Here is a 24501-nt window from a genome sequence, read left to right on the forward strand (position 1 = left end):
AGAATGAAGATTGGATGTTTTATCTGCTTATGTTCTTCACTTTCTCATTTATCAATTTTGTTTTAGGAAATGGTAATAAATCTTGGCAAGAATTCTTTAAAAACAGTAAGAAAATCAAATAGTTTTTAAGATTAAAATCAAATAAACATGTTCAAAAAACTTCTCATTTTCTTCAGTATTTTGTTTGCATTTCAATCTATGGTTTTTGCTCAAAACGGAAATGTAAAACCATTAACTAGTGGAGAAATCAGAATAGTAAAGTCTAAGATCTTAAATGAAGATAGAATGTTAAATATCAATATACTAATGTAAAAATGTAACAATAGTAAAATTCTTCTAAAGATTGGTAAACTGTTACATTGATACATTGTTAAACTAAAAATATAAAATATTTTATGGAAAAATTAAAAAACTATATCCACGGCGAATGGGTAGAAGGCACCGGAAACGGAATTCCTTTATACAATGCCGTGACGGGAGAGCAGGTTGCCATTTCTGACACAGAAGGGCTTAATTTTGAACAGGCTCTTGATTACGGTAGAACGGTAGGGTACAAAAATCTTTCATCCATGACGTTCTACGATCGTGGAGAAATGTTAAAAAAAGTAGCGCTTTACCTTTTAGAAAGAAAGAAAAAATATTACGAATTATCATATAAAACAGGGGCAACTCACGCAGATTCTTGGGTAGATATTGAAGGAGGCTTCGGTACTTTCTTTACATACTCAGGGTTGGCAAAGAGAATGCTTCCGAATACTCCGTTTTGGGTAGATGGGGAAACTCAGAAAATTTCTGCGAACGGAACTTTCTTAGGAACTCACATTTTAACACCGAGTGAAGGAGTTTCTGTACAAATCAATGCGTATAACTTTCCTGTTTGGGGAATGTTGGAAAAACTATCAACTTCATTATTGGCTGGTGTTCCATCAATTGTGAAACCTTCTCCGTATGGTTCTTATTTGACCAATGCAGTTTTCCAGGATATGATTGAAAGTGGAGTTCTTCCTGAAGGAGCACTTCAATTGGTTTGTGGTGAACCGGGAAATATTCTTGATTATGTTCAGGATGGAGATTCTGTCTTGTTTACAGGTTCTGCGACGACAGGGAAAAAGCTAAAATCCTTACCTTCTGTTTCAGGAAATTCTGTCCGTTTCAATATGGAAGCAGATTCTTTAAACTGCTCAATTCTCGGATTGGATGCAAAACCGGGAACTCCGGAATTTGATTTGTTCATTAAAGAAGTTCGTAAAGAAATGACCACGAAAGCCGGACAAAAATGTACAGCGATCAGAAGAATCATTGTTCCTGAAAACTTAATTGGTGACGTTCAGAATGCTTTGTCTAAAGCTTTGGACCAGACAAAAATCGGAAATCCACTAAGCAGAGAAACGAGAATGGGTTCTTTGGTTGGAAAACAACAATATGACGAAGTTTTAAGAAAAGTAGACATTCTGAAAACTGAAAACGAATTGATTTACGACGGAAAACATGAACTAGTAGATGCCAACTATGAAAATGGTGCATTTATGTCTCCGAAATTGTTCTTAAATGATTCTCCTTTTACTAAAAATATCTCTCACGACGTCGAAGCTTTCGGTCCGGTTTCTACCTTGATGCCTTACAAAGATGCGGAAGAAGCTGCGGCGTTGGCAAAAAGAGGAAAAGGAAGTTTGGTAGGTTCAATTGTTTCTCACGATGAGAAATTTGTTGCAGAAACTTCATGGAAAATGGCTTCTCAGCACGGTAGAATTTTTGTGTTAAACAGAGATAATGCGAAAGAAAGCACAGGCCATGGTTCGCCACTTCCTACGTTAATGCACGGAGGTCCCGGAAGAGCAGGTGGTGGTGAAGAAATGGGCGGACTGAACGGTCTTCATTTCTTCCTTCAAAAAACAGCAATTCAAGGTTCGCCTGATATTTTAACGGCGATTACAAAAGTGTATCAGCAAGGAGCAGAGAAAAAGTTTTCAGACAAACATCCTTTCCAGAAATATTTTGAGGAAGTTGAGGTTGGAGATTCTTTGGAAACAGCAGGAAGAACGGTTACTGATGCAGATATCGTTAATTTCTCGAATGTTTCATGGGATCATTTCTATGCTCACACAGACGCAACAAGTTTATCAGGAACTATTTTCGATAAAACCGTTGCTCATGGATATTTCATTCTTTCTGCAGCAGCTGGATTATTTGTTTCGGGCAAAAAAGGTCCTGTTATCGCTAACTATGGATTGGAAAACTGTTCGTTCTTTAAACCTGTTTATGCGGGAGATACGATTACGGTTTATTTAACAGCGAAAGAGAAGATTAATAGAGGAGTAAAAGGAAGAAATATTCCTTCCGGTGTTGTAAAATGGTTGGTTGAAGTTGTGAATCAAAGAGATGAGGTGGTTTGTGTGGCGACAATTTTAACTTTGGTGGCTAAACATTCGCCATTTATTGATTTTAAAGTTCAGAATATTCAGAAAAAATTGAATGCTCTGACTGAAAAAACACAGCCTCTTTTTGGAGATTTTACACCTCAGTTGATGGTTGAGCATTTGGAAGAAGTTTTGAGAAATGGTTTCGGCGACTTGAAACCGGAAGATTTCCCTGAAATTCCTGCTGAGAAATTAGAAAAACTTCAGGATTGGCTGTATACCGATAAAAAGATTCGTCCGGGAGCGCAATATCCTTTATGGAAAGAAGGTGAAGTTCCTCAGAATAAAAATAAAAATCTAGACGAAGCAAAGGCGAAATTAATTGAAACATTAAAAGAGTTTACCGTTTATTTCAAAGAAAATCCTTTTGCGGAACATTATAATCCAAGATTCGGACATTTAAATAAAGAAATGATGGAGCTTTTCCAAAGAAAACATTTTACACATCATTTTGAGCAGTTTGGATTGATTTAATTCAAAATAAGTTTACATTTATAATCCCTTTTAGTTTTTAGCTGAAGGGATTTTTAGTATATTCAAATATGAAACCTATAACAATTCTATTTGTAATTACTCTTATTCTTTTTTCTTGTTCACAAAGTAAGAAAAAAGAAACCAATACATATATTTCGGAAGAAAAGTTTGTTGACAGTTTAAATAATGGATTGAATGGTAAAACAAAAGTTATAATTGAAAAATTTCGAAATAATAAGAATGATGAAGTATTCGTAATGATTGAATTTTATAAACAAGATAGCATTTGGAATTTTAAGAAACAGAAAAATGTTGAGATTGTCTTGAGTTTAACGGATAAATTTTATTTCGATAAAGATGGAATAACGGGAATAGATGCTGCTTTAGAAGACTTCAATAATGACGGCTTTAATGATTTTACTTATAGAAGTGGTATTGCAGGTAGAGGAGGAAATGAAATAAGAACATTGTTTATTTATGAACAAAAAAACAGACGATTTATTCACATTAAGAATTCTGATAATTATCCTAATTTATGTTTCAACTCTAAATTAAACTGTATTAATTCATTAATTTTAACAGGTTCTGCAACAACCGTTTTTTTAAGAATTAGGAAAGATTCTTTAGAAGAGTTTGCACAAATAGATATCTCAGATTCAATAGTTGTCAAAGAAAAAGATTCTACAGGAAGATTTATTATAATTGAGAAGAGGCTTGCTAAAGACGATGAAAACTCCAATCTTTCATATACAAATTATAAACCTTTAGAATAATTGCATACATGAAAGCTTTTGCTGATAAAATCATCAATTTTAATCAAAATTTAAAATATTCAGGAAAATTACCTGATGATTTTCAGGTTTTAAACCCTTATTTGGATAATCCTGAAACTGTTAAAGTCATGCAAAAGTTTTATCACAAATATTATAACGATTCACATCAAAGAAAATTTATTGTCGGGATCAATCCGAGTCGGCACGGTGCAGGAGTTACCGGAGTCCCATTTACTGATACAAAACGTTTGGAAAGTGTTTGCGGAATAAAAATGGAATCGGCCCACACACACGAAATTTCCTCTGTTTTTATGTACGACGTGATCGAGAATTATGGAGGTCCGGATGTGTTTTATAAAGATATTTACATCAATTCACCTTTCCCTTTAGCAATTGTACGGAAATCAAAAAACACTTGGATTAATGCCAATTATTACGATGATAAAGAACTTTTCAATGCTGTAAAAGATTTTATGATCGAATGTTTAAAAAAACACATTAGCTTAAATCTTGATACTTCGGAAGTTTTTATTTTAGGAAAGAAGAATGCAGAGTTCATTTCAAAACTAAATACGGAAGCCAATCTGTTTGAAAAAATGACGGTTTTAGAACATCCGAGATATATTCAGCAATATAAATCGAAAGAAAAACAGCTTTTCATTGATAAATATATTCTGGCTTTGAAAAATAAAATCCCTTAAGTTTTAAGGGATCTTTTCATCTGTGTAAATAGAATGATGGAAACAGCTGTTTTGATTAAATCCCCGAAATAATCCAGGGATTTTATCACGCCTATATAAAAAATGGTGTGCAATCTGCTTAAAATAAAGTTTTCATGGTTATTAGTTTTTCTAACTTTAATGTTTAAGCTTTTATTTTTTAATAATCTTATAAGATCCGGAAGAAGAATTTAATAGATATAAACCACTTTGAAGCTCCGAAATATTAGCAGTATTAGTTCCTTTTTTGGCATCGATAGTTTTCACCAATTGGCCATTTTCGCTATATATCTCCAGTTTTGTATTTTCATTGGTTTTAATTGAAAATATACCGCTTGTGGGGTTTGGATAAATACTGATCTTATTTTTAATTTTTATATCATCCGTTGCTAAAACAACTCCCGAATCTTTGACCCAACTGAAGGAATCAAATCCTGCATATCGGTAAAGGCCTCCCAATGTCAGCTGAAGTTCATCAATGATCAGATTGGAATAGTTTTGACCGTTAAGATTGGTAAGATCGATCAAAGTATATCCGTTTGTAGGATTTAATGATGTTGCAAAGCCACTGGTTTTTGTTTGTGTAAATTTAGTTACACCGTTTAGCTTGCCTGTCACAGTAAGAGTTCCTGCGACAGCTAGATCTAAATTCAAAGCTGATAAATATATCCAGAATCTATTAACTTTAAATAAATTTGATGTTGATTTAATGCTAAAAGACGGTGGAGATGCTACATCATTTGAATTGTCAATATATCTATTGTCAGCAGCATTGCCATTCCATCCTGTACCGGGATAATTACCCTGAACATCAAAGAGCCCGACATGAGATATTATATTGAAAATAACTCCGTTATCTGTAAAGCTAGGACTTCCGTGAGTTTCTGTCTCAAACTGCTCTGTACTTGTCTGCCCAAAAGTAAACATTGAGATGAGAAGACTACAGATCGAAAAGAATATAGTGCTTTTCATTTTTTTATTTTTTAATGAATTTTAATTAATCTCGCGGAGGATATATTCCTTCTACACAGATAATATAGTTCAGCCCTAAATATGGAGGCATATTATCAACGGGTATGTTTTGTCCCACAAAAGAGATTGCCTGCCCGCTGATTGCAGTATCGGGGTTTGCATCATTTACAAAACCTGGTACAGCGTTGAAGTCTCTTCCAACCTGTGTTCCTGTAATACCAATTGATGATGTTGCAGTGGGAGTTGCTGAATTTGCATTCTTATTAGCAACTTTGAATTGAAATCCTGCACCGATGCTAGGTAAATTTTGTTGTAAGATTGTTGTTTGTTCAGTTCCGGCAACAATACCCAGCGGGTAATATTTGTTTGCATTTACGTTGCCTGCGCCAAGTGCCATACGCCCTTTCAGATTGGGTAAAGCAAATGTTTCTACGCCATTACCTCCGTAAGTTGTTCCTATAATCGAAAACAAAGCAGAATTGTTTGGAATTCTTAATAAGCTTCCGTCGCAAAACATCCATCCTCTTGGGGCGTAATTCCCAGCAAATAATTTGATAATTCCTATAAATTCTTCCATAATTTTTCTATTTTAAGTTTGATTTAGTGTAAATGACAGTCATTAACAACTGTTTTAATGATATTCAAAGGAACAACTTGTGTTTAAATGAAAATAGAGTAGAAAGTACCAAATGCTGCATTCAGTATTTATACGTAAAGTTTGTAAAATCCTTTTAGAATAACGGCAGAAATAATAAAGACATCCAAAGATTGAAGGTCTGTTTAGACTAAATTATTTGAAGTATAAATAAGCTACTTTACAGAAAACATCAAATAACAAATTCGGTTTCAAAGCTTAACTGGAAGAGAATAAATTTCATTTACAACTGCGTAAATAACAATTCCGACCGTGTTTTTAGCGCCGATTTTATCTAAAATCCTTTGTCTGTGGCTTTCTACAGTTCTTGGGCTTAAAAACAGCTTTTCTGCAATTTCATGATTGGTATGCTCTTGACAGATCAATTTTACTACTTCTTTCTCCCGTTCGGAAAGCTCATCAACTGTGTCAAATAAAGACTTTTTCTTTGGCGGATTGTTCATGTAAGAAAAAAGCATTTTATGATCTTCTGCGGTAAAATATACGCCGTTTTTATGAACCAGTTTTATCGCTTCAATAAATGTATTTTTATCAGAATTTTTGGGCAGAAAAGCAGAAACGCCCAACTTTACCATATAGCCTAAAATACTGCTTTTATAATGAGATGAAAGGATGATTATTTTAAATTCAGGATGTTTTTCCCTCAGAATTTCAACCAATTCAAAACCATCCATTGGCTCCATCTGAATATCTACCAATACAATATCGGGAAGATCTTCGGAATCTATCGTTTGCAGGCTTTCAAGAAAATCATTTCCATTATTTGAAGTTAAGACGACAGAAATGCTTTTTTCGAGAGAAAGCAGGAGCTTCACACCTTCAAGAATCAGTTGCTCGTCGTCTACTATGGCGATTTTAGTTTTCATATTCGGTATTTTGGGGAATTATAATGATCAGCCGGCTACCTTTACCAATAGTGTTTTTCCATTTGTAAAGAGCATTGACAGATTTTATACGTGATTCGATATTTTTGAGTCCCATTCCTTTTCGGGCGTTTTGATAATCAAAACTTTCCCCGTTGTCAGATAAAATAACAGTTCTGTTTTTCTTGTTATCTTTTATATAAATACTCATTTCTGCTGCTGCGGAATGCTTGATAACATTGGTGGTAAATTCCTGAATAATACGGTAAATCTGAACTTCTGAAAAAATATCTTTTTTCTGATATTCGGGGCTTACATAAAGCAGAATTTTAATTTTGTTTGAAAGATTCGTGATTAATTCTTCTATATATAAAACGAGTCCCAATTTTTCCAGATTTACGGGATATAGCGAGTGAGAAATGCTTCTCGCCGAATCTATAAGATCAGAAATCTGTTTCGAGATTACTTTTTCCGAAGCTTCTTTGTTATTTAAATCAAGATTATGAATCCACAAAGAAAGAATATTGAGCCGATTGCCGATGTCATCATGAATCAGGATTGCCATTCTTTTCCGCTCTTCTTCCTGAGTTTTGGAATTTTCTAATGCAAGCTGTTTCTGATGATTCAGTTCTGCTTGGTATTGCAGGTTTTTTTCTTTGATAATGCGGTCTATAAAAAATTTGTAAGCTAACAGAATAAAGAAAATTATAATTACCAGAACGATAATCAGAATAATAAAAAAGCTGATATTAAGTGTTATTTCTTTAATTGTAAAAGTTTATAAATTAATAATTAGCGATATTTTTGATGTGCTTTGCCTTTTTCAGCCGTAAAAAAGCAAAAATCAATGAACTGTAAAATATGGTCAATAAAATATTATTGGTGCTTAAAATGATAAAATAACTTTTTTCAGACAATGATGTAAGCTGATGCTGAAGCACAAAAATAAATACGGATACAGAATAATACATAAAAACAAATGCGTCTACCGATAGAAAATGATTTGCTTTTTTCTCACTTTTTATTGCCTGTAATAATGTATATCCTGCAAAACATACGATTGTAATATTTGATATTACTTTTATATAATCATTTATCAATATCAAATATTGATTTACAATCAACAATCCGGAAGCTAAAATAAAAGCAAGAATCATCCAATAATTTGACAATTTTAGTTTTTTGATATATAAAGTTGTCAGGATAAAAAATTCTCCCGCAATAAATATAGGATACATAAAAGAAGTATTCTTATAATGGAATACTTCAATCAATGTATTGGTAACAATTTCCACTAAAAGTAAAAAAACGCAATAATATAGATACCACTTTTCTTTACCACCCAAGAATGAATATTTAATAATTCCGGATATGCAGGCAAGAACGAGCAATCCGTATGAAATATACAGTGAAATAAAATAAAAGTTTTCCATTAATAATCAACGCCTTTTTTAGCAGACTGGCGGACAGGGTCTTGCGTAATCATAAGTATTGGAAACGCTCAGATCGCTACCAATTTCTCCCATCAATGCATTTTGTTGAAAAGAAATAAAAACCATCGTCACGAGCATTCTTTGATAAATATCAGAAAATTTCAACGCAAAAGAACATGTAATGTGAGTTGTCGCGCTTCTGTCATGTAAAAGATCTTCTTTAGCAATAAAAAACCGTTTGAAAATTCTTTTTCCTTCAAATTCGTCACATTCTCTGCGGAACCATTCCATTCCGGAATCCCGCCATTCTCCAATTTCTTTCACGGCTACTTGTTGCTCAATAGCTGGGCGGCTCAGGATAGGAAAATTCAGGTCAGAATCTACTGATGATCTCGTAAGGTCTTTTGAAAGTACACTTCGGTTGATCAACGTATATTGTTGTATCTCTTTTAGTTGCAGATCGTTTTCTAGTCCGGCCAATGTTATATATGTGTAGTTTTCTGTCACTTTTACAACTCCTTTACTATCTCTGGGAATCAAAATCATGATCAGATGATTATTAAATATTCCAATATCCAATCTGAAATTCTTCGGATCTTCGTCTTCCCTGCTGATCCGGTCGATCTGGTCAGGTGTTAATGAAAAAACATAAGGTAAAGGAATAAGTCTTTCGATTTCGGAATAGTTTGAAAGGTTATTTTCCCATTCCTGAATCGCTTTGAGATAATTCTCATAATTAAAATTTGACATGTGATTTAGTTTAGCCATAAAAGTAAACAATTTAGATTTTTTAAACAAATAATAGAATTAAATAATATTAATGTTATAGCTGTTTGTATTATTATAAAAAATATTTAATCATATACATTTATAATCAATTAAATAATAAAAAAAGGATCTGCTTTTTTGAGAAGATTGAAGTATTTTTGTGATTAATAATTTTCAAATCCTATTTTAAAAATGAACGATTTTGTAACATCAGAAATTAAAAACAATATTGCAGAAATCACTTTCGGAACCCAGAAAAGCAATTCTCTTCCCGGAGCGATTTTAGAAAAACTGGCACAAACCATTTTGGATGAAGGCGCAAAAAAAGAAGTAAAAGCAATACTTTTAAAATCAGAAGGCGAAAAAGCTTTCTGTGCAGGTGCAAGTTTTGATGAGCTTTTGGGAATTGAAGAATTAGAAGCTTCTGAAAAGTTTTTCGGAGGTTTTGCTAAAGTTTTAAATGCAATGAAAAATTGTGGAAAAATTGTGGTGGCAAGAGTTCAGGGAAAAACAACGGGCGGTGGCGTAGGAATTGCTTGCGGTGCAGATTATTGCTTCGCAACGAAAGATTCTGCTTTGGCTTTGACGGAAATCAACTTAGGAATCGGGCCTTTCGTAATCGGGCCTTATGTAGAAAGAAAAATAGGGAAATCGCAGTTTTCTGCAATGGCGATTGATGCAGATTTCAGATCGGCAAATTGGGCAGAACAGCATAATATTTATCATTCAGTTTCGGAAACTATTGCCGAAATGGATTCCAAATTGGAGAAATTCTTGAACACACTTTCTTCAAGAAGTGAAGATGCTTTAGCTTTAATCAAAAAAGTTTCGTGGGAAGGGACGGATCATTTCAATGAATTGATGCCAGCAAGAATTCATATGAGCGCCAGTTTAATTTTGGAAGAATCTGCTAAGAAAAATATTGAAGGTATTAAAGAAAGACTGAGAAATAAATAGATTCAGTTTTAATAAATCAGCTATTTTCAACGAAAATTTTGCTGAAATATTAATTATTTAGAAAAAATGCTTAATTTGAAGGTCGGAAAGTCTATGCTCATATAGGTTTTCCGACTTTTAAATTAATATAATCTAATCTAAACAATGAGTATCTATTTAATTCTGACAATTCTGATAAGCCTTTCGGCTTTATTCGCTTACATTAATCAAAAATTTATCAAATTACCTTTCGTTATCGGGTTGTTTTTTCTGTCGACGATATTATCGATAGCTATTATTTCGTCACATTTTTTCTTCGGATTTGATGTGAGTTCTATTGAAATTTTTTTTGAAAATGCAAGAATTGATAAAATTATAATTGATATTTTGCTTGGCTTTCTTCTCTTTGCAGGAGCCTTGCATACCGATTGGCAGGATATAAAAGGGCAGATAAGACCTATTGCCAATTACGCAATTATAGGTGTATTATTGTCTACAATTCTTATTGCCGGCGCTACTTACTTTATATCAGGATTTTTAGGAATTGAAATAAGCTTTATTTATTGTCTGCTTTTTGGGGCTCTTATTTCGCCTACGGATCCTATTGCGGTTTTGGGGATTTTGAAAAAAGCAGGAGTTCCCAAAAAAACAGAATCCATCATTGTCGGCGAAAGCTTATTTAATGACGGAATCGGGGTTGTAGTTTTCATTGCGCTTTTGGATACTTTGAAAACCGGAGAATTCAGCTTTTCACATTTTGGCGTTTTGTTTCTTCAGGAAGCGGTTGGTGGGATTATTTGGGGTTTGATTTTAGGTTATATTTTATATCTTTTCTTAAAATCGGTTGATCATTATGAAACCGAAATATTACTTACGCTCGCATTTGTAATGAGCGGATATTATTTTGCCAATTATTTCCACATTTCTGGTGCTCTTTCAATGGTTGTGATGGGGCTTATTGTTGGTAATTTCCGAACTTCTGTGGCGATGAGCGATATTACTCAGGAATATGTTCACAAGTTTTGGGAATTGGTAGATGTTATCTTAAATGCTGTTTTATTTATCATTATTGCATTTGTGCTTGTTGTAATAGATTTTCAGGAAAGCTACATTTATTTGGGGCTGATTTCCGTTGCAGTTGTACTTATTATAAGAACTTTAGTTGTCTTTTTACCGTTAAAAATTCTTCCTAAAAAAATTGGGATTGGTAAAAATGATGCTAAAATTATTGCCTGGGGCGGATTAAGGGGCGGTCTTTCGCTTGCTTTAGTATTGTCATTGCCCGAAAGCCCGGCTAAAGAAGTTCTTCTTATTGCCACTTATTTCGTTGTTTTGTTTAGTATCCTGATTCAGGGCTTAACGATCGAAAAGGTTGCCAAATCATTAAGGTAAAAAAATCAAAAAACGTTTTGTTATATCAAAATAAAATATAACTTTGCAATTCAAAGTTCTTTTATATGGAATCGAAAAACTATCACGAAGACTTATCACACATCCGCACCATGATGGAGCGATCTTCACGCTTTATTTCATTGAGCGGTTTATCTGGGGTTGGCGCCGGCTTGGCTGCGATTATTGGCGCGATCTACGTTTATTTTGTTTTCCAGAGAGAAAAAGTTGATTACTTTGATAGTAACAGAAATATTTTCAGCAAAGATTTAGTCTGGGAATTGGTCATTACAGGAACGGTAATTTTAATTGTTGCACTTCTCAGCGGATATTTTTTTACAGCCAATAAAAGTAAAAAGAAAGGTTTGAAAATTTGGGACGGCATTACCAAAAGGCTATTATTTACTTTTGCGGTTCCTTTGGTAACGGGCGGTGTAGTTTGTCTCGCGCTTTTATATCACAATCTTTTTTCGCTGGTTGCTCCTGCTACGCTTATTTTTTATGGCTTAGCGTTGGTAAGTGCTGAAAGATATACTTTGACAGACATAAAATATTTAGGTTATTGTCAAATTATTTTAGGACTTATTTCACTATTCTTTCTAGGATGGGGATTGATCGCCTGGACTGTAGGTTTCGGAATTTTGCATATTGTATATGGTTTGATTATGCATAAAAAATATAAATAGTAACATAGACTCTAAAAACTCTCAAATACTAAATAACTGATTCAATTTAAAAATGATCAACATTTCAAAACTCAACAAAGAATTCGAAAGCCGTGTAAGATTGGGCATTATGTCCGTTCTCATGGTCAACGACTGGGTTGATTTTTCTGAAATGAAAAGTTTGCTTGAGATTACAGACGGAAACTTGGCAAGCCACAGCAATGCATTAGAAAAAGCTGAATATATTGAAGTGAAAAAAGAATTTGTAGGTAAAAAGCCCAAAACTTCTTATCGGGTAACTCAAGCGGGAAGAACCGCATTTACCGAGCATCTTGATGCTTTAGAAAAATTAATAGCAAGATAAAAAGCTATTTTTTTTGAAATTTAACTTTGAAATACAAAGTACTTTATAAAATAATTTTAACAATTAAAACTTAAAAAAATGATTACACAAAAACAAAAAACAACGCTTATCTATTCTGTTCCGGCAATTTTATTCTGTATTCCGATATTCGGAAATGTTTTCTCGAAAGAATTCGACTGGTCGCCTGCAGATTTTGTAATTGCTGCTGTACTTTTATTCGGAACGGCTGTCGTTATTGATCTTATTCAGAGAATTATAAAGAACAAAACCTACAAAATACTTTTATGCTGCGTAGTTGTATTTCTTCTGCTCGTTACTTGGGTGGAGTTGGCGGTTGGTTTGTTCGGAAGTCCTTTCGCAGGAAGCTAATTGCAAATCACTTGTTAATAAATAAGTCTTTGTCAATCTGACGAAGGAAGAATCTAAATTATCATTCAACATGACAAAAGCACTGTTTATAATGCCTTGCCTTTGGAAAGTGTGAAATTTAGATGATTCCTCCAAAACAATTTAAAAATGACCAGAAAAAAATTTCTAAAGCGAATTTTCCAGCTTTCGGTGATTGGAACTTTACCTTTTCTTTATTCGTGGCAGATTGAGCCTTTTTGGGTTGAATTTGTAAAGAAAAAGCTTCCAATTAAAAATTTACCAAAAGAATTGGATGGAAAAACATTGATGCAGATTTCAGACCTACACGTTGGAAATCGTTTCGATTGGAGTTTTCTGATTGAATCTTTCCAGGAAGCAAAACAATATAACCCTGATTTTGTGGTTTACACGGGCGATTTCGTCAATCACGGAACAGAAGAAGATCAAAATAATCTGAAAAAAGTAATGGGAAAAGCAATATTTGGAAAATTGGGAACTTTTGGAATTTTAGGAAACCACGATTACGGAAAAAGTTGGGAAAATATAAAATCCTCACAAAAAATCTCCGACATTTTGCAAAGTTTTGGAATTACAATGCTGAACAACGAACAAAAAGAATGTGAAGGTTTAAACTTTATCGGTTTCGAAGATTTGTGGTCGCCTAATTTTGACCCGATGAAAGTGATGAAAGATTATGATGCTGAAAAAGCTAATCTTGTGCTTTGTCACAATCCCGATGTTTGTGATAAGGATGTCTGGAATGGTTATCAAGGGTGGATTTTAAGTGGTCACACTCACGGTGGACAATGCAGGATTCCCGGAATAGTCACCCCAATTCTTCCTGTAAAAAATAAAAAATATGTTTCCGGAGAAATCGATTTGGAAGACGGAAGAATGCTTTATATCAACCGTGCAATCGGCCATTCATTTCAGGTTCGGTTTATGGTGCGCCCGGAAATTACGGTTTTTACTTTAGCTCAAGCTTAAGTATGAAAACTTTCCTTTATTTAAAATCAAGCAAAGATGTTACACTTAATATGAAATACTATTTTTTGTTTTACATCAATAAGCAAAGCGGCTTGGTTTATCATAAACATACATATTGCGATTTTAAAAAAACTTTGCGTCCATTGCGTTAAAAAGTTATCAGTATAAACTTCAACAAAAATAAATCATGAAAAAACTACGCGTCCAATTACTCCTCTTCGTTTACGACAAAACGCAAAAATTATACAGAAAATATTTTAAAAAGAAAAAGCGGCAATGGCAATTCAACGAAAAGCAATTGCTGGAATTTCATAAAGATTCTTTAGGAAGAAAACTTGGTGAATTTTACCATAAACACGGTTTTACCATGATTCCCAAAATGGAAAATCACGATGTACATCATTTGCTTACCGGCTGCGGAACCAATTTTGAGGACGAAATCGCCATGCAGTTTCTGCTTCTCGGAAACGGAAAAATGAACGCGCATCTTCTTGCTGCAATCGGTTTGGGAATACTTATTCTTCCCGAATATTACAAAATGTACATCAATGCGTACAAAAAAGGTCAAAGCATGAGAGCTTTTTATCATCTCGATTTTGAAGAACTTCTATGGCAAAATTTTGAACACATCAAAGACTTTTTCAGAAACAAAGAAACTCAGGTTTTTTATTAACACAGCTTAGCCTTAACCTCAACCTAACTTTAAACTTATGAAAACACATCATTATATATTTCTTACAACCGCTTTATTTATCATTTTATTTTATGATGAAAATATAGGCCTTAATCTTGGTATTTTAGGAATCATTTATTCATTGCTTACTTTTTTTAGGACTTCAGGAAAAAACAGAACAAAAACCTTTGTGATTCTTTTTATCACAAGCGTACTTTCGAGTGCCGCTTTTGCTTGGTACGGAGATTTTCCTTCACTTTTGGCGGTTGTAATTTCACTTTTGCTGCTTTCTTATCGGTCTCAAAACAGACGCTTGAAAATCCTGTTGCTGATTCCGGTTTTTATAGTCAATTGCTTCACATTTATATGCAGGATTTTCAGTTTTGACGATTGGCTTCCGAAAAGAAATATGTCCGGAGTTTGGCAAAAAGCGTTGGCTTTTATAGGAATTCCGTTGATTTTGATTTCAGCTTTTTTTGGAATTTATTCGGCGGGAAGTGATCATTTTGCCAGCCTTTTTACTGATTTTCAGTTTGATATTAATTTTTGGCAATTGTTCTGTATTTCTGTTTTAGGATTTTTTGTCGCCTTTAATTATTGGAATTATTATGTAGAAAAAATGATTTATAAACAAAATCATATCCTAAATAATGATTTTCAGGATGAGCATAAAATTCAGAAGCCAACTTATTCTTTTTTAGATCTGAACACCGAAAGAATGAGTGGCGTGATTTCTTTCTTTTCATTAAATATTTTGCTGCTGTTTTTTATAATTACATTTAATTATGAGCAGTTTTACGAAACCGTAAAAACGCCAAGCCAGCTTTCTGAAGAAACGCACGAAAGAGTAGGCGCAGTAATCGTGTCAATTGTGATGGCGATTTTGGTAATTATGTTTTATTTTAAATCAAATTTCAACTTTGATCCGAAAGCGGGTTTAATGAAAAATTTAGTAAAAATCTGGATTGTTCTGAATGCTGTTTTAGTGATTTCTGCAATCCTGAAAAACACGGAATATATTGTTAATTTAGGCTTTACTTATAAGCGTTTTGGCGTTTATGCTTTTCTAATATTGTCTTTAATTGGATTGACGTTGACTTTTGTGAAAATTCAGACTCAAAAAACAAATGCGTATCTTTTCAATTCGATGATTTGGTATTTTTATGGAACAATTTTAGCTTGCAGTTATGTCAACTGGGGCGGAATTATCACGTCTCAAAATATAGAAAGAAGTAATTTTGATGTAAATTATCACTTCAAATCTGTTAATTTCAGTGAAAAAGCTTTGCTGAAATACGCTGAAGAAAAACAAAATATAAAACTTAAAAAAGATATTTTAGAAAGGGTGAAAAATGAAAGTTCTGATACATTTCTTTCAAAAATCCTTTTCTACGAAACTGTTCAAAAATAATTAATTATGAAAAAATTAGTCTTGTTATTTATTCCTTTAATGATCATATCTTGTAAAAAAGATGCACCGGTTACCGAAATGCCAGAAAACGATTCTATTGTTCTCAATCAGGATTCTTTAAATAATACTGAAGATTCTTCTCCGATCCGCAAGAACGATTCTGTGATCAATAATGCACCGGCAACGAAAGAGGTTTTGCGTACAGGTGTGATGAGGGAAGAAAAAGACAGGGTAATTATAAGAATGGCTGATGGCGAACGGGTTCCTTTTACGATTGGAGAAGAGTTTACCAAAGATCACGATAAGCTTATTCTGAAAATTTCAAATTACAGCAAGCCACAGATTAAAGCTAAAATCGAAACCCAGCAAAAAGATTTTAACATAAGATTTAATCAGATCAAGCTGCCAAATGGTCAAATGGATGGCCCTTTTATGAGAGAAATTACCTATAAAGTGCCCGAAAAAGGCGAAGTTTGGCTTATTATCGGAAAAAATAATATGGCAGACGGAAATACAACAGGGAGTTTTTCTGTAAGTGTAGAATAGAATTGGTATAGTTTCTGCAAATGATGTTTTATAAATAATTAGTATTATGAAAAATATATTTTCTATAGCAGTACTCGCTTCGGCAGCTTTAGTAAGTTGTGGAACGGTACAGTCGATTGTACAGAATACTTTCCCGTATACGGCAAATGTGCTGGTTTCAACCGGAGTACCTGCGAATAAAGAAATTTCTTCCACTGCTACGGCGACAAACGTGCAGTCTTGGTTTGGAGGAAACAACAATGCACAAATCAAAGATGTGAGAATTTCTGATGCTAAAATATCAGTTGTTACACCAACTGGCGGAAACCTTAGCGCATTGAAGTCTGTAAAGGTTTATATTTCATCCAGCGGTACAGGCGAAAGATTGGTGGCATCCCGTTCTGATATATCTTCAAACAGTTCAAGCTTGAATTTGGATTTAAACAGTACAGGATTTTTAGATGAAGTTGTAAAAAGTACGGGAGTTACCGTAAGAACAGTTTATGAACTGAAAAATCAGACAACATCGGATATGAACCTTAAAGTGACGCTTAATTTTTCCAGCGTTCCTGTAAGATAATTAATGACAATCACATAAAAAAACAAAAGGCTTTCTCTAAAATGAGGAAGCCTTTTTTATAATTTTAATTACATTTTAAATATTGATATTTCTGCAGACGTATCGGTAAGTGTACCAAGGTTTAATCCGCCTTGTACAATGCCAAACCGAAGTATATCACCTTCTTTTAATTTGTAAATATGGCTTATCTGTCCTTGTGTAAGTGACACATTAGCTACACCTAATGCTCCTAAATCCAATAATTCTACACCGCCAAACAAACGATAATCAAGCGGAGCGGGAGTTGTGCTTCCCGGATCTGTCTTGGTGATAATCAAGCCTGGTCTGTCGTTGGATAAAACCTCTGCTGTAATTCCCTGTCCGGTTCTGAAACTGTAATCAATATGATAAATACCATCTGCCGGAACCGTATAATATCCATCCTGAGTTCCACTGTCATACGTTACCTGTGCAGAAGGTATTTCTACCGTAAAGTCATTTGTGGTTGTGCTTCTGATAGGAATGGTTTTTACAGCAGAACCTAACAAATTGATTCCTAAATCTAACAATTCAAGATCGCCAGCACCTCTCGCAGCATATAGACTGCTGGTCGAAGCAAGATCATTGACTTTTACTTTGTTCCAAACTCCCTTTGTGGCGTCAGGATGTGTATAATTGGCATCATAAACGAAAAAACCGGTATTCAAAACGCCTTGTGTTTTTATAGATTCCGTGGTTACAGGACTGGTTACGAAAATGATGGCTCCATTTTGTTCCGGGCCGTATACAGCATCTTTTTGACTTAATAAATCCCCGGAAATTCTCGGAATAATAATTCCGTCCGGTTGATTGAGGTCTGCTTTAGAAGTTACATCCAAAGTGGCTTTAGGATTTGTTGTATTTATTCCGACCTGCGCCGAAATATTACAAGCCAAAAATGGTAATAAAAATAAATAACATTTTTTCATAATTGTAAATTAGTTTTAGGGTGATAAAACTAGTTAAAAAAAATATTATTATGGTAAACATAGGACCTGATTTTTATCTTAAATCTTGTATGTTGTTGATAATCTTAGTTGTTTTTTATTAATTTAATGAATATTTTTCTGTTTATTTTGAAAGAGAATCTTTGTTTTTGTGGTAAAAAAAGGCTCAAAATTTACTGTAAACTGACTCAAGAACTAAATTTTTGTAATCGAATCCATCACAATAGTCACCGGACCATCATTAATTAGAGAGACTTTCATATCTGCACCGAAGATTCCGCTTTCTGTTTTTAATCCTGATTTTTTAATTTCCTGTTTAAAATATTCAAAAAGAGGAATGGCTTTATCAGGTTTTGCAGCTTTTATAAATGACGGACGGTTTCCTTTCTTATAATCTGCAATCAGTGTAAACTGGCTTATACAAAGTATTTCGCCGGAAATATCTGTTACAGAAAGATTCAGCTTGTCATTTTCGTCTCCAAAGATTCTCAGATTTAAAATCTTCTGAATAAGCCAATCTGCATCTGCTTTTTCGTCGTTTTCGTCAATTCCGATTAAAAGCATTAAACCTTTGCTTATTTCACCGACAATTTTACCGTCGACTTTTACATTGGCCTCGGAAACTCTTTGAATAACGGCTTTCATTTTAGTTGTTTAATAGCATTTTTAGTGCAAGGATTTCTCTTTTAAATTCAAATATACTTTCTTTTTACTACATTGATGACATTGTTTTATTTTATTAATAATACTTGCTATTTTCAATAATGACTATGAAAGCATTTTTGTTTGGTATTGTTCGTATTAAATAGTAAATGTAATTTAGGTTTATTAATACTGTATTTGTTTTATAAATTAAAATTAATTTAAAACAAAAGTTATGAAAAAAAATAAAAAATTTCAAGAAACAAGAAAAGAGATGAAGTTCATAAGCGGTGCAAAAAAAATCTAATGAACTTCAATTGAAATAATTAAATGTAATTTTTAATTTGTGGGTATATAATTGTGATAACTTCCAAAATTTCTCATACGATTAATATTTTCTTTTAATAAGTGTAAAATATTAATTAATTTTATGATTACTATTTTTTTAATGTATTTTTTTTATATATTTGTCATGATTAATAAATAAAATTTATAACTTATTAACGTAAACTATGAAAAAATTAAATTACTTTCAAGAAAAGAAATGAAAACTGTAAGCGGTGCAAAGAAAAATCCAAATGAGCTTTCTATAGATGGAGGCGTTGAATGTGGATGTGTAATGGCAGCTTGTGTTAATAGCAATAATAGTGATGGTAGCTCGCGTTGTAGTAGTCATTCTTGTTGTTAAGAGAATCATGAAAATTAGCAGCAACATTGTATATGTTGCTGCTTTTTTATTAATAAAAAAGCAAAATGAAGGATAAAAACTATAAAATACTTTTTAGATATTTAGATTATATTGGGGCAAAAATTGATAAAGAGGAGTTTATATTACAACATCAGGGACATCCTGATTTTCCAATGCTATTATCATATTCAGATACTTTGAATTTTTTTAATATCGGAAATGCTGCATATCAAGTTGAGGATGATGAAATTGAATTACTTCCTGAAAAGTTTATTATTTTATCAAATGGTGAATTCAAATTTATTGAAAATAAAAAAAGTGAGAGCATTGATAACTGGGATAATATTGCTTTAGTTATAAACAAAATAGAAGACGGGAAAAAAAATAAACTTCCAATATCGAAAATATTTTTAATAATTATTCTTTTATTTACAGTGTTGCTCCTTATCCAAGATTCAACATATGTACTGATAAAAATAATATTTTCAATAACTGCAATTGGAGGATTGATTTTAGCTTTTGAGGCATATAAAATGACGCACGGTAAAGGAACAATAATTCCTTTAGGTGTTTGTCAAAATAAAACTTTAAAAACCGATTGCGACTTTGTTTTTAATGCCAAACGTTGGAATGTTTTAAAATATGTAGATTTATCAGAAGTTTCCATTGTCTTCTTTAGTACTCAATTCTTCTGTTTTGTTTTATTTTATTGTCTTTGATGCACCAAGTAGAAACATTGTTTATTATTTATAAATATGGTTTACTTCTTTTTATTCCTTTAGCGCTATTAACTATATATTATCAATTTTTTATCATAAAAAAAATATGTCCAATATGTATTCTGATAATTATTTTTATAGTAATTCAGATTTTATCTTTGTATTTTTTGTTTTCTACCAAAAGCATAAATTATAATGCACTTGTGCTTTATATTATAGGTTTTATAACAGTATCGATTAGTCTTTATTACTTCAAAATAAAATTTGCTGCTTTTCAAAAACTTGAAGATGAAAATAAAAAATATATTAAATTAAGAAAGAATTTTGCATTCTTTAAAAATAATTTATTAATTCAGAATAAGTTGAGAAATAGTGATTATTCTAATACATTTCAATTTGGGAATGAAAATTCAAAAAATAATTTAACCTTAATTACAAATCTTTATTGTAAGCATTGTAAAGAGTTTTATCCTTTTTTTATGAGAATAATTAATAATTTGTCGGATAAGCTTAGTATCAACATTGTTTTTGATGTAGATTTTGAAAAACAATCAAAAGAAATTAGCAAAGCTTATATTGAATTGGCTGGGATTTATGATAAAGCTGAAAATAAGAATGAATTTTTAGATGCTTTAAATAGTTGGTATATTCTACACGATGCCACAAATAAAAAAGAGAATTGGTATAAAAAATATACTAAATATTTTAAAAATGAAGAAAATGTAATTTTAATATTAAATAATCAAAGAAAATGGCTTAATGAAAACAAGATATATTATACACCAACCATTTTTATTAATAATTTTGAATATCCTCTTGAATACGAAAGAATTGATATAGAATATTTTATATCGGAACTTGTAGACGATTCTGAAATCATATAAATCACAAAATTCAATGAAAAAAATATTTGCTTTACTTTTTATACTGTGTACATGTTTATTATATTCTCAAAATGATAGATTTGTATATGAAGTAAGTTCTAAAAAAGATTCGACAATTAATTATGTTGTTAAAGAGAATTATATTGTAGACATTACTAAGGAAAATATTAGTTATTATAACAGATTATATTATGTTAATGATTCATTATATACCAGTTCTAAAACCTATGGCTTTAAAGGATTTAAATTAACACCATTTTTAACTAAAAAACATAAAAATTCATTTTATGAAAATTATGAATATATAGGTGATGTTAATTTTTATAAGACAGAAGAACCGGTAAATTTTGAATGGAAAATTATTGATAGTACAAAAATTATAAACGAATTAAATGTACAAAAAGCTGAAACAAGTTTCGGTGGAAGAAAATGGATTGCTTGGTTTGCTCAGGAAATTCCATTGTCTTATGGCCCATATAGTTTTAATGGCTTACCAGGATTAATTATTGAAATTTATGATACTAAAAAAGATTATATTTTCAAATTAATTAAAAGTGAAAAAATTCCAAAAGATTATCAAAGCTATACTTTAAATGGTTTTAAATCGAGAGCAATAAAAACAAATAATAAAAAACTGAATATTCTCAGATTAGAACTTTATCAAAATCCTTTCAAATATATACTAAACGGGAGGTTGAATCTTACAGAGGGAAAAAAGCTATTATTGGAGGATGGGACGATTTTAACAAAAGATCAATTAAAACCAGCGGAAAAAAGCGAAAGAAAGAAACTGAGGTCATTTAATAATCCTATCGAATTAGATAAAGCAATTAAGTATCCAATTAAATAAAGCGAAAAAATATTTTAAATAACAAAGTTTATTTTTAAACTAATTATAAAGATTTAAATTTTTAGTTGAAGGATCGTAATTCCAGAAATAGGTTTTCGGAGGAAGCGAAGACCCGGAAGTTGGTTGCCCTGTAAGCATGATCCATGTAGCATTGTCTTTAGGGCAAACAATACTGATGTTGTCTTTCACCTCAAGCGTCGTATCATTGTCCGGACAAAGATGAGGTGCATTGCGGTCGTAAACTTTAAAAGATGCAGGATTATCTACAGTTCTCACAACAATTAAACCGCGGGTTCCCGATTGTTGTTCGTCAACATAAATCCAACCGCCAACGAAGTTTAATTCGTTATAAGCTGCGAGATTAAGATTTAGATTAACGCTGATTGGTGCTAAAGGAAAGCAGCTTACCGTATCTTCTCTGCTGCTGCATGAATTTATATTTAAAATACTGAACGCCAATAAGATGAAAAATAATATGGTTGAAAAAGTTTTTTTCATTTCAATATAAATTTTTATATATTTGTAAAACAATAACGATTAACACGCAAAAACATTGTCCGACAAATGTCGGATTATTTTTTTATACTAAAAACAAATTTTAAGATTATGGCGAGCTATGTAACTAAGGAAGGATTAGACAAAATGAAAGCTGAGCTGGAACAACTGGAAACTATTGAAAGACCAAAAATCACTCAGCAAATAGCAGAAGCAAGAGATAAAGGAGATCTGTCGGAAAATGCAGAATATGATGCAGCCAAAGAAGCTCAAGGAATGCTGGAAATGAGGATTTCTAAGCTGAAAGATGTAATCTCTTCTTCAAAAATTATTGACGAAAGCCAGCTTGATACTTCAAAAGTATCGATACTAACGACGGTAAGACTGATGAATAACGATACCAAAAAAGAGCAGGTTTTCACGTTGGTGCCGGATAATGAAAGCGATCTGAAAACAGGCAGGATTTCCGTAAACACACCAATCGCAAAAGGTTTATTAGGAAAGGTGATCGGAGAAACTGCTGAGATTGTACTGCCGAACGGAAATAAGTTGTCTTTCAATGTGTTGGAAATTACACTATAAACTAAAATCTAATTTCTAATATCTAACTTCTCAAAAAATGAGTTCAATTTTCACAAAAATCATTAACAGGGAAATTCCTGCTTTTATCATAGCGGAAGATGAAAATTTTATTGCTTTTCTGGATGCAATGCCTTTGGTGAAAGGTCATACATTGGTTGTTCCTAAAAAGGAAACTGATTTGATTTTTGACCTTGAAAATGAAGAATACAAAAACCTTTGGAGCTTCGCACAACAAGTTGCTAAAAAAGTAAAAAATGCCGTCCCGTGTATAAGAATAGGCGTGGCAGTTGTAGGACTTGAAGTGCCACATGCGCATATTCATCTTATTCCTCTCAATAAAATGGAAGATATGAACTTTAGAAACGAAAGATTAAAATTGTCTGTTGACGAGTATACGGAAATTCAGAATTCAATAATAAATTCTTAACAAATCAGAAGGTCGTGAAAAAGAAATTTTTTGCGATTTTCTTTAATTATATTTAAATAAAAATGAATCCAAATCAATGTTCTTTCTGTGGTAAGAAAAGAAATGAAGTACAAATGCTGATCTCGGGACAAAATGGTTTTATTTGCGAAAACTGTATCGAGCAGGCGCATTCCATCGTTAAAGACGGCGCTTCTCCGGAAGGCTATTCACCCGCAGAAACTATAGAAGAATTGAAAAAACCGAAAGAAATTAAAGTATTTCTTGATCAATATGTAATCGGACAGGATCAGGCAAAAAAACAGCTTTCAATTGCGGTTTATAATCATTATAAAAGATTGCTTCACGCAAAAGAAGAAAACCGAGAAGTTGAGCTTGAAAAATCAAACATCATCATGATTGGTGAGACAGGAACGGGAAAAACATTACTGGCTAAAACCATTGCCAAAGAATTAAATGTTCCTTTTTGTATTGTTGATGCCACGATTCTTACCGAAGCTGGATATGTGGGTGAAGATGTTGAAAGTATCTTGTCAAGACTTTTGATGGTTGCAGATTATGATGTAGAAAAAGCCGAAAAAGGAATTGTATTTATAGACGAAATTGATAAAATAGCACGAAAATCTGATAATCCGAGCATCACAAGAGATGTTTCCGGTGAAGGTGTGCAGCAAGGCTTGCTAAAGCTTTTGGAAGGAAGCATCGTAAATGTTCCGCCTCAAGGTGGAAGAAAACATCCCGATCAGAAATATATACAGGTAAATACCCAAAATATTTTGTTTATCGCCGGTGGAGCTTTTGACGGAATCAAAGAAATCATCGAAAGAAGAATGAATAAGCAGGCGATCGGTTTTAGTTCAGAAAAGATCAATAAAGAAGGCGAAGATGAATATGTATTAAAAAATCTTAATGCAATCGATCTTCGTTCATTCGGATTGATTCCTGAGCTTTTAGGAAGGTTTCCAATCATTACTTATTTGGAAAAATTGACTAAAGAAACAATGATAAGGATTATGACTGAACCAAAAAATTCTATTACAAATCAATTTGTAGAACTTTTCAAAATGGACGGTACGAAGCTTGTTTTCACAGAAAGTGCAATCGAGAAAATTGTTGATGAGACGATGGAAAAAGGTTTAGGAGCAAGAGGCTTGAGAGGAACAACAGAAAAAGTTTTGGAAGATTATATGTTTTCTATTGGTGAAGATGATGAAATAATATTAACAGAAAATAATATTATGTTTAATTGAAGCACTAGCTTTTTTAATTAAAAAATACT

Annotated in this window: 28 protein-coding genes; 19 read left to right on the forward strand and 9 right to left on the reverse strand. The window is 32.5% G+C overall.

Features of this window, described 5'->3' with window-relative positions:
* Positions 1-395: 395 nt before the first annotated feature.
* From paaZ to AC6CHK_RS04030, 3 genes are all read left to right on the forward strand, one after another.
* Complete coding sequence (gene paaZ / locus AC6CHK_RS04020; RefSeq protein ID WP_498093765.1) at positions 396-2891, forward strand: phenylacetic acid degradation bifunctional protein PaaZ; 2496 nt, start codon at positions 396-398, stop codon at positions 2889-2891.
* A 68-nt stretch (positions 2892-2959) separates the two neighbouring features.
* Positions 2960-3664 carry an XAC2610-related protein gene (locus AC6CHK_RS04025; RefSeq protein WP_498093767.1) on the forward strand — a complete coding sequence of 235 codons (705 nt, stop codon included), beginning with the start codon at positions 2960-2962 and terminating at the stop codon, positions 3662-3664.
* 8 nt (positions 3665-3672) lie between these two features.
* Positions 3673-4365 carry an SMUG2 DNA glycosylase family protein gene (locus AC6CHK_RS04030; protein ID WP_498093769.1) on the forward strand — a complete coding sequence of 231 codons (693 nt, stop codon included), beginning with the start codon at positions 3673-3675 and terminating at the stop codon, positions 4363-4365.
* 171 nt (positions 4366-4536) lie between these two features.
* On the opposite strand, the gene AC6CHK_RS04035 is transcribed toward AC6CHK_RS04030, so the two are convergent.
* The 6 genes from AC6CHK_RS04035 to AC6CHK_RS04060 form a co-directional block, all read right to left on the reverse strand.
* A complete protein-coding gene (locus AC6CHK_RS04035) occupies positions 4537-5355 on the reverse strand; it encodes a T9SS type A sorting domain-containing protein (protein ID WP_498093771.1) in 819 nt (272 codons plus the stop codon).
* Between the two features lie 25 nt (positions 5356-5380).
* Positions 5381-5932 carry a phage tail protein gene (locus tag AC6CHK_RS04040; protein ID WP_498093773.1) on the reverse strand — a complete coding sequence of 184 codons (552 nt, stop codon included), beginning with the start codon at positions 5930-5932 and terminating at the stop codon, positions 5381-5383.
* A gap of 269 nt (positions 5933-6201) precedes the next feature.
* Positions 6202-6876 (reverse strand): response regulator transcription factor, encoded by a 675-nt coding sequence (locus AC6CHK_RS04045; RefSeq protein WP_498093775.1) that lies wholly within the window; start codon positions 6874-6876, stop codon positions 6202-6204.
* On the reverse strand, positions 6866-7438 hold the full coding sequence (locus AC6CHK_RS04050; RefSeq protein ID WP_498093777.1) for a sensor histidine kinase: 573 nt from the start codon (positions 7436-7438) through the stop codon (positions 6866-6868). The genes AC6CHK_RS04045 and AC6CHK_RS04050 overlap by 11 nt, the downstream gene beginning before the upstream one ends.
* 220 nt (positions 7439-7658) lie before the next feature.
* Complete coding sequence (locus AC6CHK_RS04055) at positions 7659-8306, reverse strand: hypothetical protein (RefSeq protein ID WP_498093779.1); 648 nt, start codon at positions 8304-8306, stop codon at positions 7659-7661.
* Positions 8307-8324: 18 nt separating this feature from the next.
* A complete protein-coding gene (locus AC6CHK_RS04060; RefSeq protein ID WP_498093781.1) occupies positions 8325-9056 on the reverse strand; it encodes a hypothetical protein in 732 nt (243 codons plus the stop codon).
* 210 nt (positions 9057-9266) lie between these two features.
* On the opposite strand from AC6CHK_RS04060, the gene AC6CHK_RS04065 reads away from it, so the two are divergent.
* The 10 genes from AC6CHK_RS04065 to AC6CHK_RS04110 all read left to right on the forward strand — a co-directional run bounded on the left by AC6CHK_RS04065 (position 9267) and on the right by AC6CHK_RS04110 (position 16973).
* Positions 9267-10031: an enoyl-CoA hydratase/isomerase family protein gene (locus AC6CHK_RS04065; protein WP_498093783.1), complete on the forward strand. Its 765-nt coding sequence runs from the start codon at positions 9267-9269 to the stop codon at positions 10029-10031.
* A 144-nt stretch (positions 10032-10175) separates the two neighbouring features.
* A complete protein-coding gene (locus AC6CHK_RS04070; RefSeq protein WP_498093785.1) occupies positions 10176-11402 on the forward strand; it encodes a cation:proton antiporter in 1227 nt (408 codons plus the stop codon).
* A 65-nt stretch (positions 11403-11467) separates the two neighbouring features.
* A complete protein-coding gene (locus tag AC6CHK_RS04075) occupies positions 11468-12085 on the forward strand; it encodes a hypothetical protein (protein ID WP_498093787.1) in 618 nt (205 codons plus the stop codon).
* A gap of 52 nt (positions 12086-12137) precedes the next feature.
* Positions 12138-12428, forward strand: a complete 291-nt coding sequence (locus AC6CHK_RS04080; protein ID WP_498093789.1) for a winged helix-turn-helix domain-containing protein — start codon at positions 12138-12140, stop codon at positions 12426-12428.
* Between the two features lie 78 nt (positions 12429-12506).
* Positions 12507-12797 carry a hypothetical protein gene (locus tag AC6CHK_RS04085; RefSeq protein WP_498093791.1) on the forward strand — a complete coding sequence of 97 codons (291 nt, stop codon included), beginning with the start codon at positions 12507-12509 and terminating at the stop codon, positions 12795-12797.
* 147 nt (positions 12798-12944) lie between these two features.
* A complete protein-coding gene (locus AC6CHK_RS04090) occupies positions 12945-13784 on the forward strand; it encodes a metallophosphoesterase (RefSeq protein WP_498093793.1) in 840 nt (279 codons plus the stop codon).
* Positions 13785-13971: 187 nt separating this feature from the next.
* Positions 13972-14457, forward strand: coding sequence for a Coq4 family protein (locus AC6CHK_RS04095; protein WP_498093795.1), 486 nt, complete (start codon positions 13972-13974; stop codon positions 14455-14457).
* A gap of 37 nt (positions 14458-14494) precedes the next feature.
* Positions 14495-15868: a DUF4153 domain-containing protein gene (locus AC6CHK_RS04100; RefSeq protein ID WP_498093797.1), complete on the forward strand. Its 1374-nt coding sequence runs from the start codon at positions 14495-14497 to the stop codon at positions 15866-15868.
* Between the two features lie 6 nt (positions 15869-15874).
* Complete coding sequence (locus tag AC6CHK_RS04105) at positions 15875-16414, forward strand: hypothetical protein (protein WP_498093799.1); 540 nt, start codon at positions 15875-15877, stop codon at positions 16412-16414.
* 46 nt (positions 16415-16460) lie between these two features.
* Entirely contained in the window at positions 16461-16973 is a 513-nt protein-coding gene (locus AC6CHK_RS04110) for a hypothetical protein (protein WP_498093801.1), read from the forward strand.
* 68 nt (positions 16974-17041) lie between these two features.
* Here AC6CHK_RS04110 and AC6CHK_RS04115 read toward each other — a convergent pair whose 3' ends face one another.
* Complete coding sequence (locus AC6CHK_RS04115) at positions 17042-17920, reverse strand: hypothetical protein (protein WP_498093803.1); 879 nt, start codon at positions 17918-17920, stop codon at positions 17042-17044.
* A gap of 213 nt (positions 17921-18133) precedes the next feature.
* Positions 18134-18583 (reverse strand): D-aminoacyl-tRNA deacylase, encoded by a 450-nt coding sequence (gene dtd, locus AC6CHK_RS04120; protein WP_498093805.1) that lies wholly within the window; start codon positions 18581-18583, stop codon positions 18134-18136.
* Between the two features lie 750 nt (positions 18584-19333).
* On the opposite strand from dtd, the gene AC6CHK_RS04125 reads away from it, so the two are divergent.
* The 3 genes from AC6CHK_RS04125 to AC6CHK_RS04135 are packed head-to-tail and all read left to right on the forward strand — an operon-like array spanning position 19334 to position 21721.
* Positions 19334-19987, forward strand: coding sequence for a hypothetical protein (locus AC6CHK_RS04125; protein ID WP_498093807.1), 654 nt, complete (start codon positions 19334-19336; stop codon positions 19985-19987).
* Positions 19987-20871, forward strand: coding sequence for a thioredoxin domain-containing protein (locus AC6CHK_RS04130; protein ID WP_498093809.1), 885 nt, complete (start codon positions 19987-19989; stop codon positions 20869-20871). The genes AC6CHK_RS04125 and AC6CHK_RS04130 overlap by 1 nt, the downstream gene beginning before the upstream one ends.
* A 13-nt stretch (positions 20872-20884) precedes the next feature.
* Positions 20885-21721, forward strand: a complete 837-nt coding sequence (locus tag AC6CHK_RS04135) for a GLPGLI family protein (protein WP_498093810.1) — start codon at positions 20885-20887, stop codon at positions 21719-21721.
* A 39-nt stretch (positions 21722-21760) separates the two neighbouring features.
* On the opposite strand, the gene AC6CHK_RS04140 is transcribed toward AC6CHK_RS04135, so the two are convergent.
* A complete protein-coding gene (locus AC6CHK_RS04140; RefSeq protein ID WP_498093811.1) occupies positions 21761-22219 on the reverse strand; it encodes a hypothetical protein in 459 nt (152 codons plus the stop codon).
* A gap of 108 nt (positions 22220-22327) precedes the next feature.
* On the opposite strand from AC6CHK_RS04140, the gene greA reads away from it, so the two are divergent.
* The 3 genes from greA (at position 22328) to clpX (ending at position 24472) form a co-directional block, all read left to right on the forward strand.
* A complete protein-coding gene (gene greA / locus AC6CHK_RS04145; protein WP_498093813.1) occupies positions 22328-22798 on the forward strand; it encodes a transcription elongation factor GreA in 471 nt (156 codons plus the stop codon).
* A gap of 37 nt (positions 22799-22835) precedes the next feature.
* Entirely contained in the window at positions 22836-23225 is a 390-nt protein-coding gene (locus tag AC6CHK_RS04150; protein WP_498093815.1) for an HIT family protein, read from the forward strand.
* A 62-nt stretch (positions 23226-23287) separates the two neighbouring features.
* Positions 23288-24472 (forward strand): ATP-dependent Clp protease ATP-binding subunit ClpX, encoded by a 1185-nt coding sequence (gene clpX / locus AC6CHK_RS04155; protein ID WP_498093817.1) that lies wholly within the window; start codon positions 23288-23290, stop codon positions 24470-24472.
* Positions 24473-24501: the final 29 nt, after the last annotated feature.

Source organism: Chryseobacterium sp. GQ58 (genome assembly GCF_059758895.1).

Bases quoted from the DNA above. Each gene is read 5' to 3' on its own strand.
- AC6CHK_RS04135 (WP_498093810.1), top strand. From the start codon at position 20,885: ATGAAAAAAATATTTGCTTTACTTTTTATACTGTGTACATGTTTATTA.
- AC6CHK_RS04080 (WP_498093789.1), top strand. From the start codon at position 12,138: ATGATCAACATTTCAAAACTCAACAAAGAATTCGAAAGCCGTGTAAGA.
- AC6CHK_RS04060 (WP_498093781.1), bottom strand. From the start codon at position 9,056: ATGTCAAATTTTAATTATGAGAATTATCTCAAAGCGATTCAGGAATGG.
- AC6CHK_RS04025 (WP_498093767.1), top strand. From the start codon at position 2,960: ATGAAACCTATAACAATTCTATTTGTAATTACTCTTATTCTTTTTTCT.
- AC6CHK_RS04055 (WP_498093779.1), bottom strand. From the start codon at position 8,306: ATGGAAAACTTTTATTTTATTTCACTGTATATTTCATACGGATTGCTC.
- AC6CHK_RS04095 (WP_498093795.1), top strand. From the start codon at position 13,972: ATGAAAAAACTACGCGTCCAATTACTCCTCTTCGTTTACGACAAAACG.
- AC6CHK_RS04085 (WP_498093791.1), top strand. From the start codon at position 12,507: ATGATTACACAAAAACAAAAAACAACGCTTATCTATTCTGTTCCGGCA.
- AC6CHK_RS04070 (WP_498093785.1), top strand. From the start codon at position 10,176: ATGAGTATCTATTTAATTCTGACAATTCTGATAAGCCTTTCGGCTTTA.
- AC6CHK_RS04090 (WP_498093793.1), top strand. From the start codon at position 12,945: ATGACCAGAAAAAAATTTCTAAAGCGAATTTTCCAGCTTTCGGTGATT.
- AC6CHK_RS04110 (WP_498093801.1), top strand. From the start codon at position 16,461: ATGAAAAATATATTTTCTATAGCAGTACTCGCTTCGGCAGCTTTAGTA.
- clpX (WP_498093817.1), top strand. From the start codon at position 23,288: ATGAATCCAAATCAATGTTCTTTCTGTGGTAAGAAAAGAAATGAAGTA.
- AC6CHK_RS04105 (WP_498093799.1), top strand. From the start codon at position 15,875: ATGAAAAAATTAGTCTTGTTATTTATTCCTTTAATGATCATATCTTGT.
- AC6CHK_RS04045 (WP_498093775.1), bottom strand. From the start codon at position 6,876: ATGAAAACTAAAATCGCCATAGTAGACGACGAGCAACTGATTCTTGAA.
- AC6CHK_RS04150 (WP_498093815.1), top strand. From the start codon at position 22,836: ATGAGTTCAATTTTCACAAAAATCATTAACAGGGAAATTCCTGCTTTT.
- paaZ (WP_498093765.1), top strand. From the start codon at position 396: ATGGAAAAATTAAAAAACTATATCCACGGCGAATGGGTAGAAGGCACC.
- AC6CHK_RS04030 (WP_498093769.1), top strand. From the start codon at position 3,673: ATGAAAGCTTTTGCTGATAAAATCATCAATTTTAATCAAAATTTAAAA.
- AC6CHK_RS04035 (WP_498093771.1), bottom strand. From the start codon at position 5,355: ATGAAAAGCACTATATTCTTTTCGATCTGTAGTCTTCTCATCTCAATG.
- AC6CHK_RS04140 (WP_498093811.1), bottom strand. From the start codon at position 22,219: ATGAAAAAAACTTTTTCAACCATATTATTTTTCATCTTATTGGCGTTC.
- AC6CHK_RS04130 (WP_498093809.1), top strand. From the start codon at position 19,987: ATGCACCAAGTAGAAACATTGTTTATTATTTATAAATATGGTTTACTT.
- AC6CHK_RS04040 (WP_498093773.1), bottom strand. From the start codon at position 5,932: ATGGAAGAATTTATAGGAATTATCAAATTATTTGCTGGGAATTACGCC.
- AC6CHK_RS04100 (WP_498093797.1), top strand. From the start codon at position 14,495: ATGAAAACACATCATTATATATTTCTTACAACCGCTTTATTTATCATT.
- dtd (WP_498093805.1), bottom strand. From the start codon at position 18,583: ATGAAAGCCGTTATTCAAAGAGTTTCCGAGGCCAATGTAAAAGTCGAC.
- AC6CHK_RS04115 (WP_498093803.1), bottom strand. From the start codon at position 17,920: ATGAAAAAATGTTATTTATTTTTATTACCATTTTTGGCTTGTAATATT.
- AC6CHK_RS04050 (WP_498093777.1), bottom strand. From the start codon at position 7,438: ATGGCAATCCTGATTCATGATGACATCGGCAATCGGCTCAATATTCTT.
- AC6CHK_RS04075 (WP_498093787.1), top strand. From the start codon at position 11,468: ATGGAATCGAAAAACTATCACGAAGACTTATCACACATCCGCACCATG.
- AC6CHK_RS04065 (WP_498093783.1), top strand. From the start codon at position 9,267: ATGAACGATTTTGTAACATCAGAAATTAAAAACAATATTGCAGAAATC.
- AC6CHK_RS04125 (WP_498093807.1), top strand. From the start codon at position 19,334: ATGAAGGATAAAAACTATAAAATACTTTTTAGATATTTAGATTATATT.
- greA (WP_498093813.1), top strand. From the start codon at position 22,328: ATGGCGAGCTATGTAACTAAGGAAGGATTAGACAAAATGAAAGCTGAG.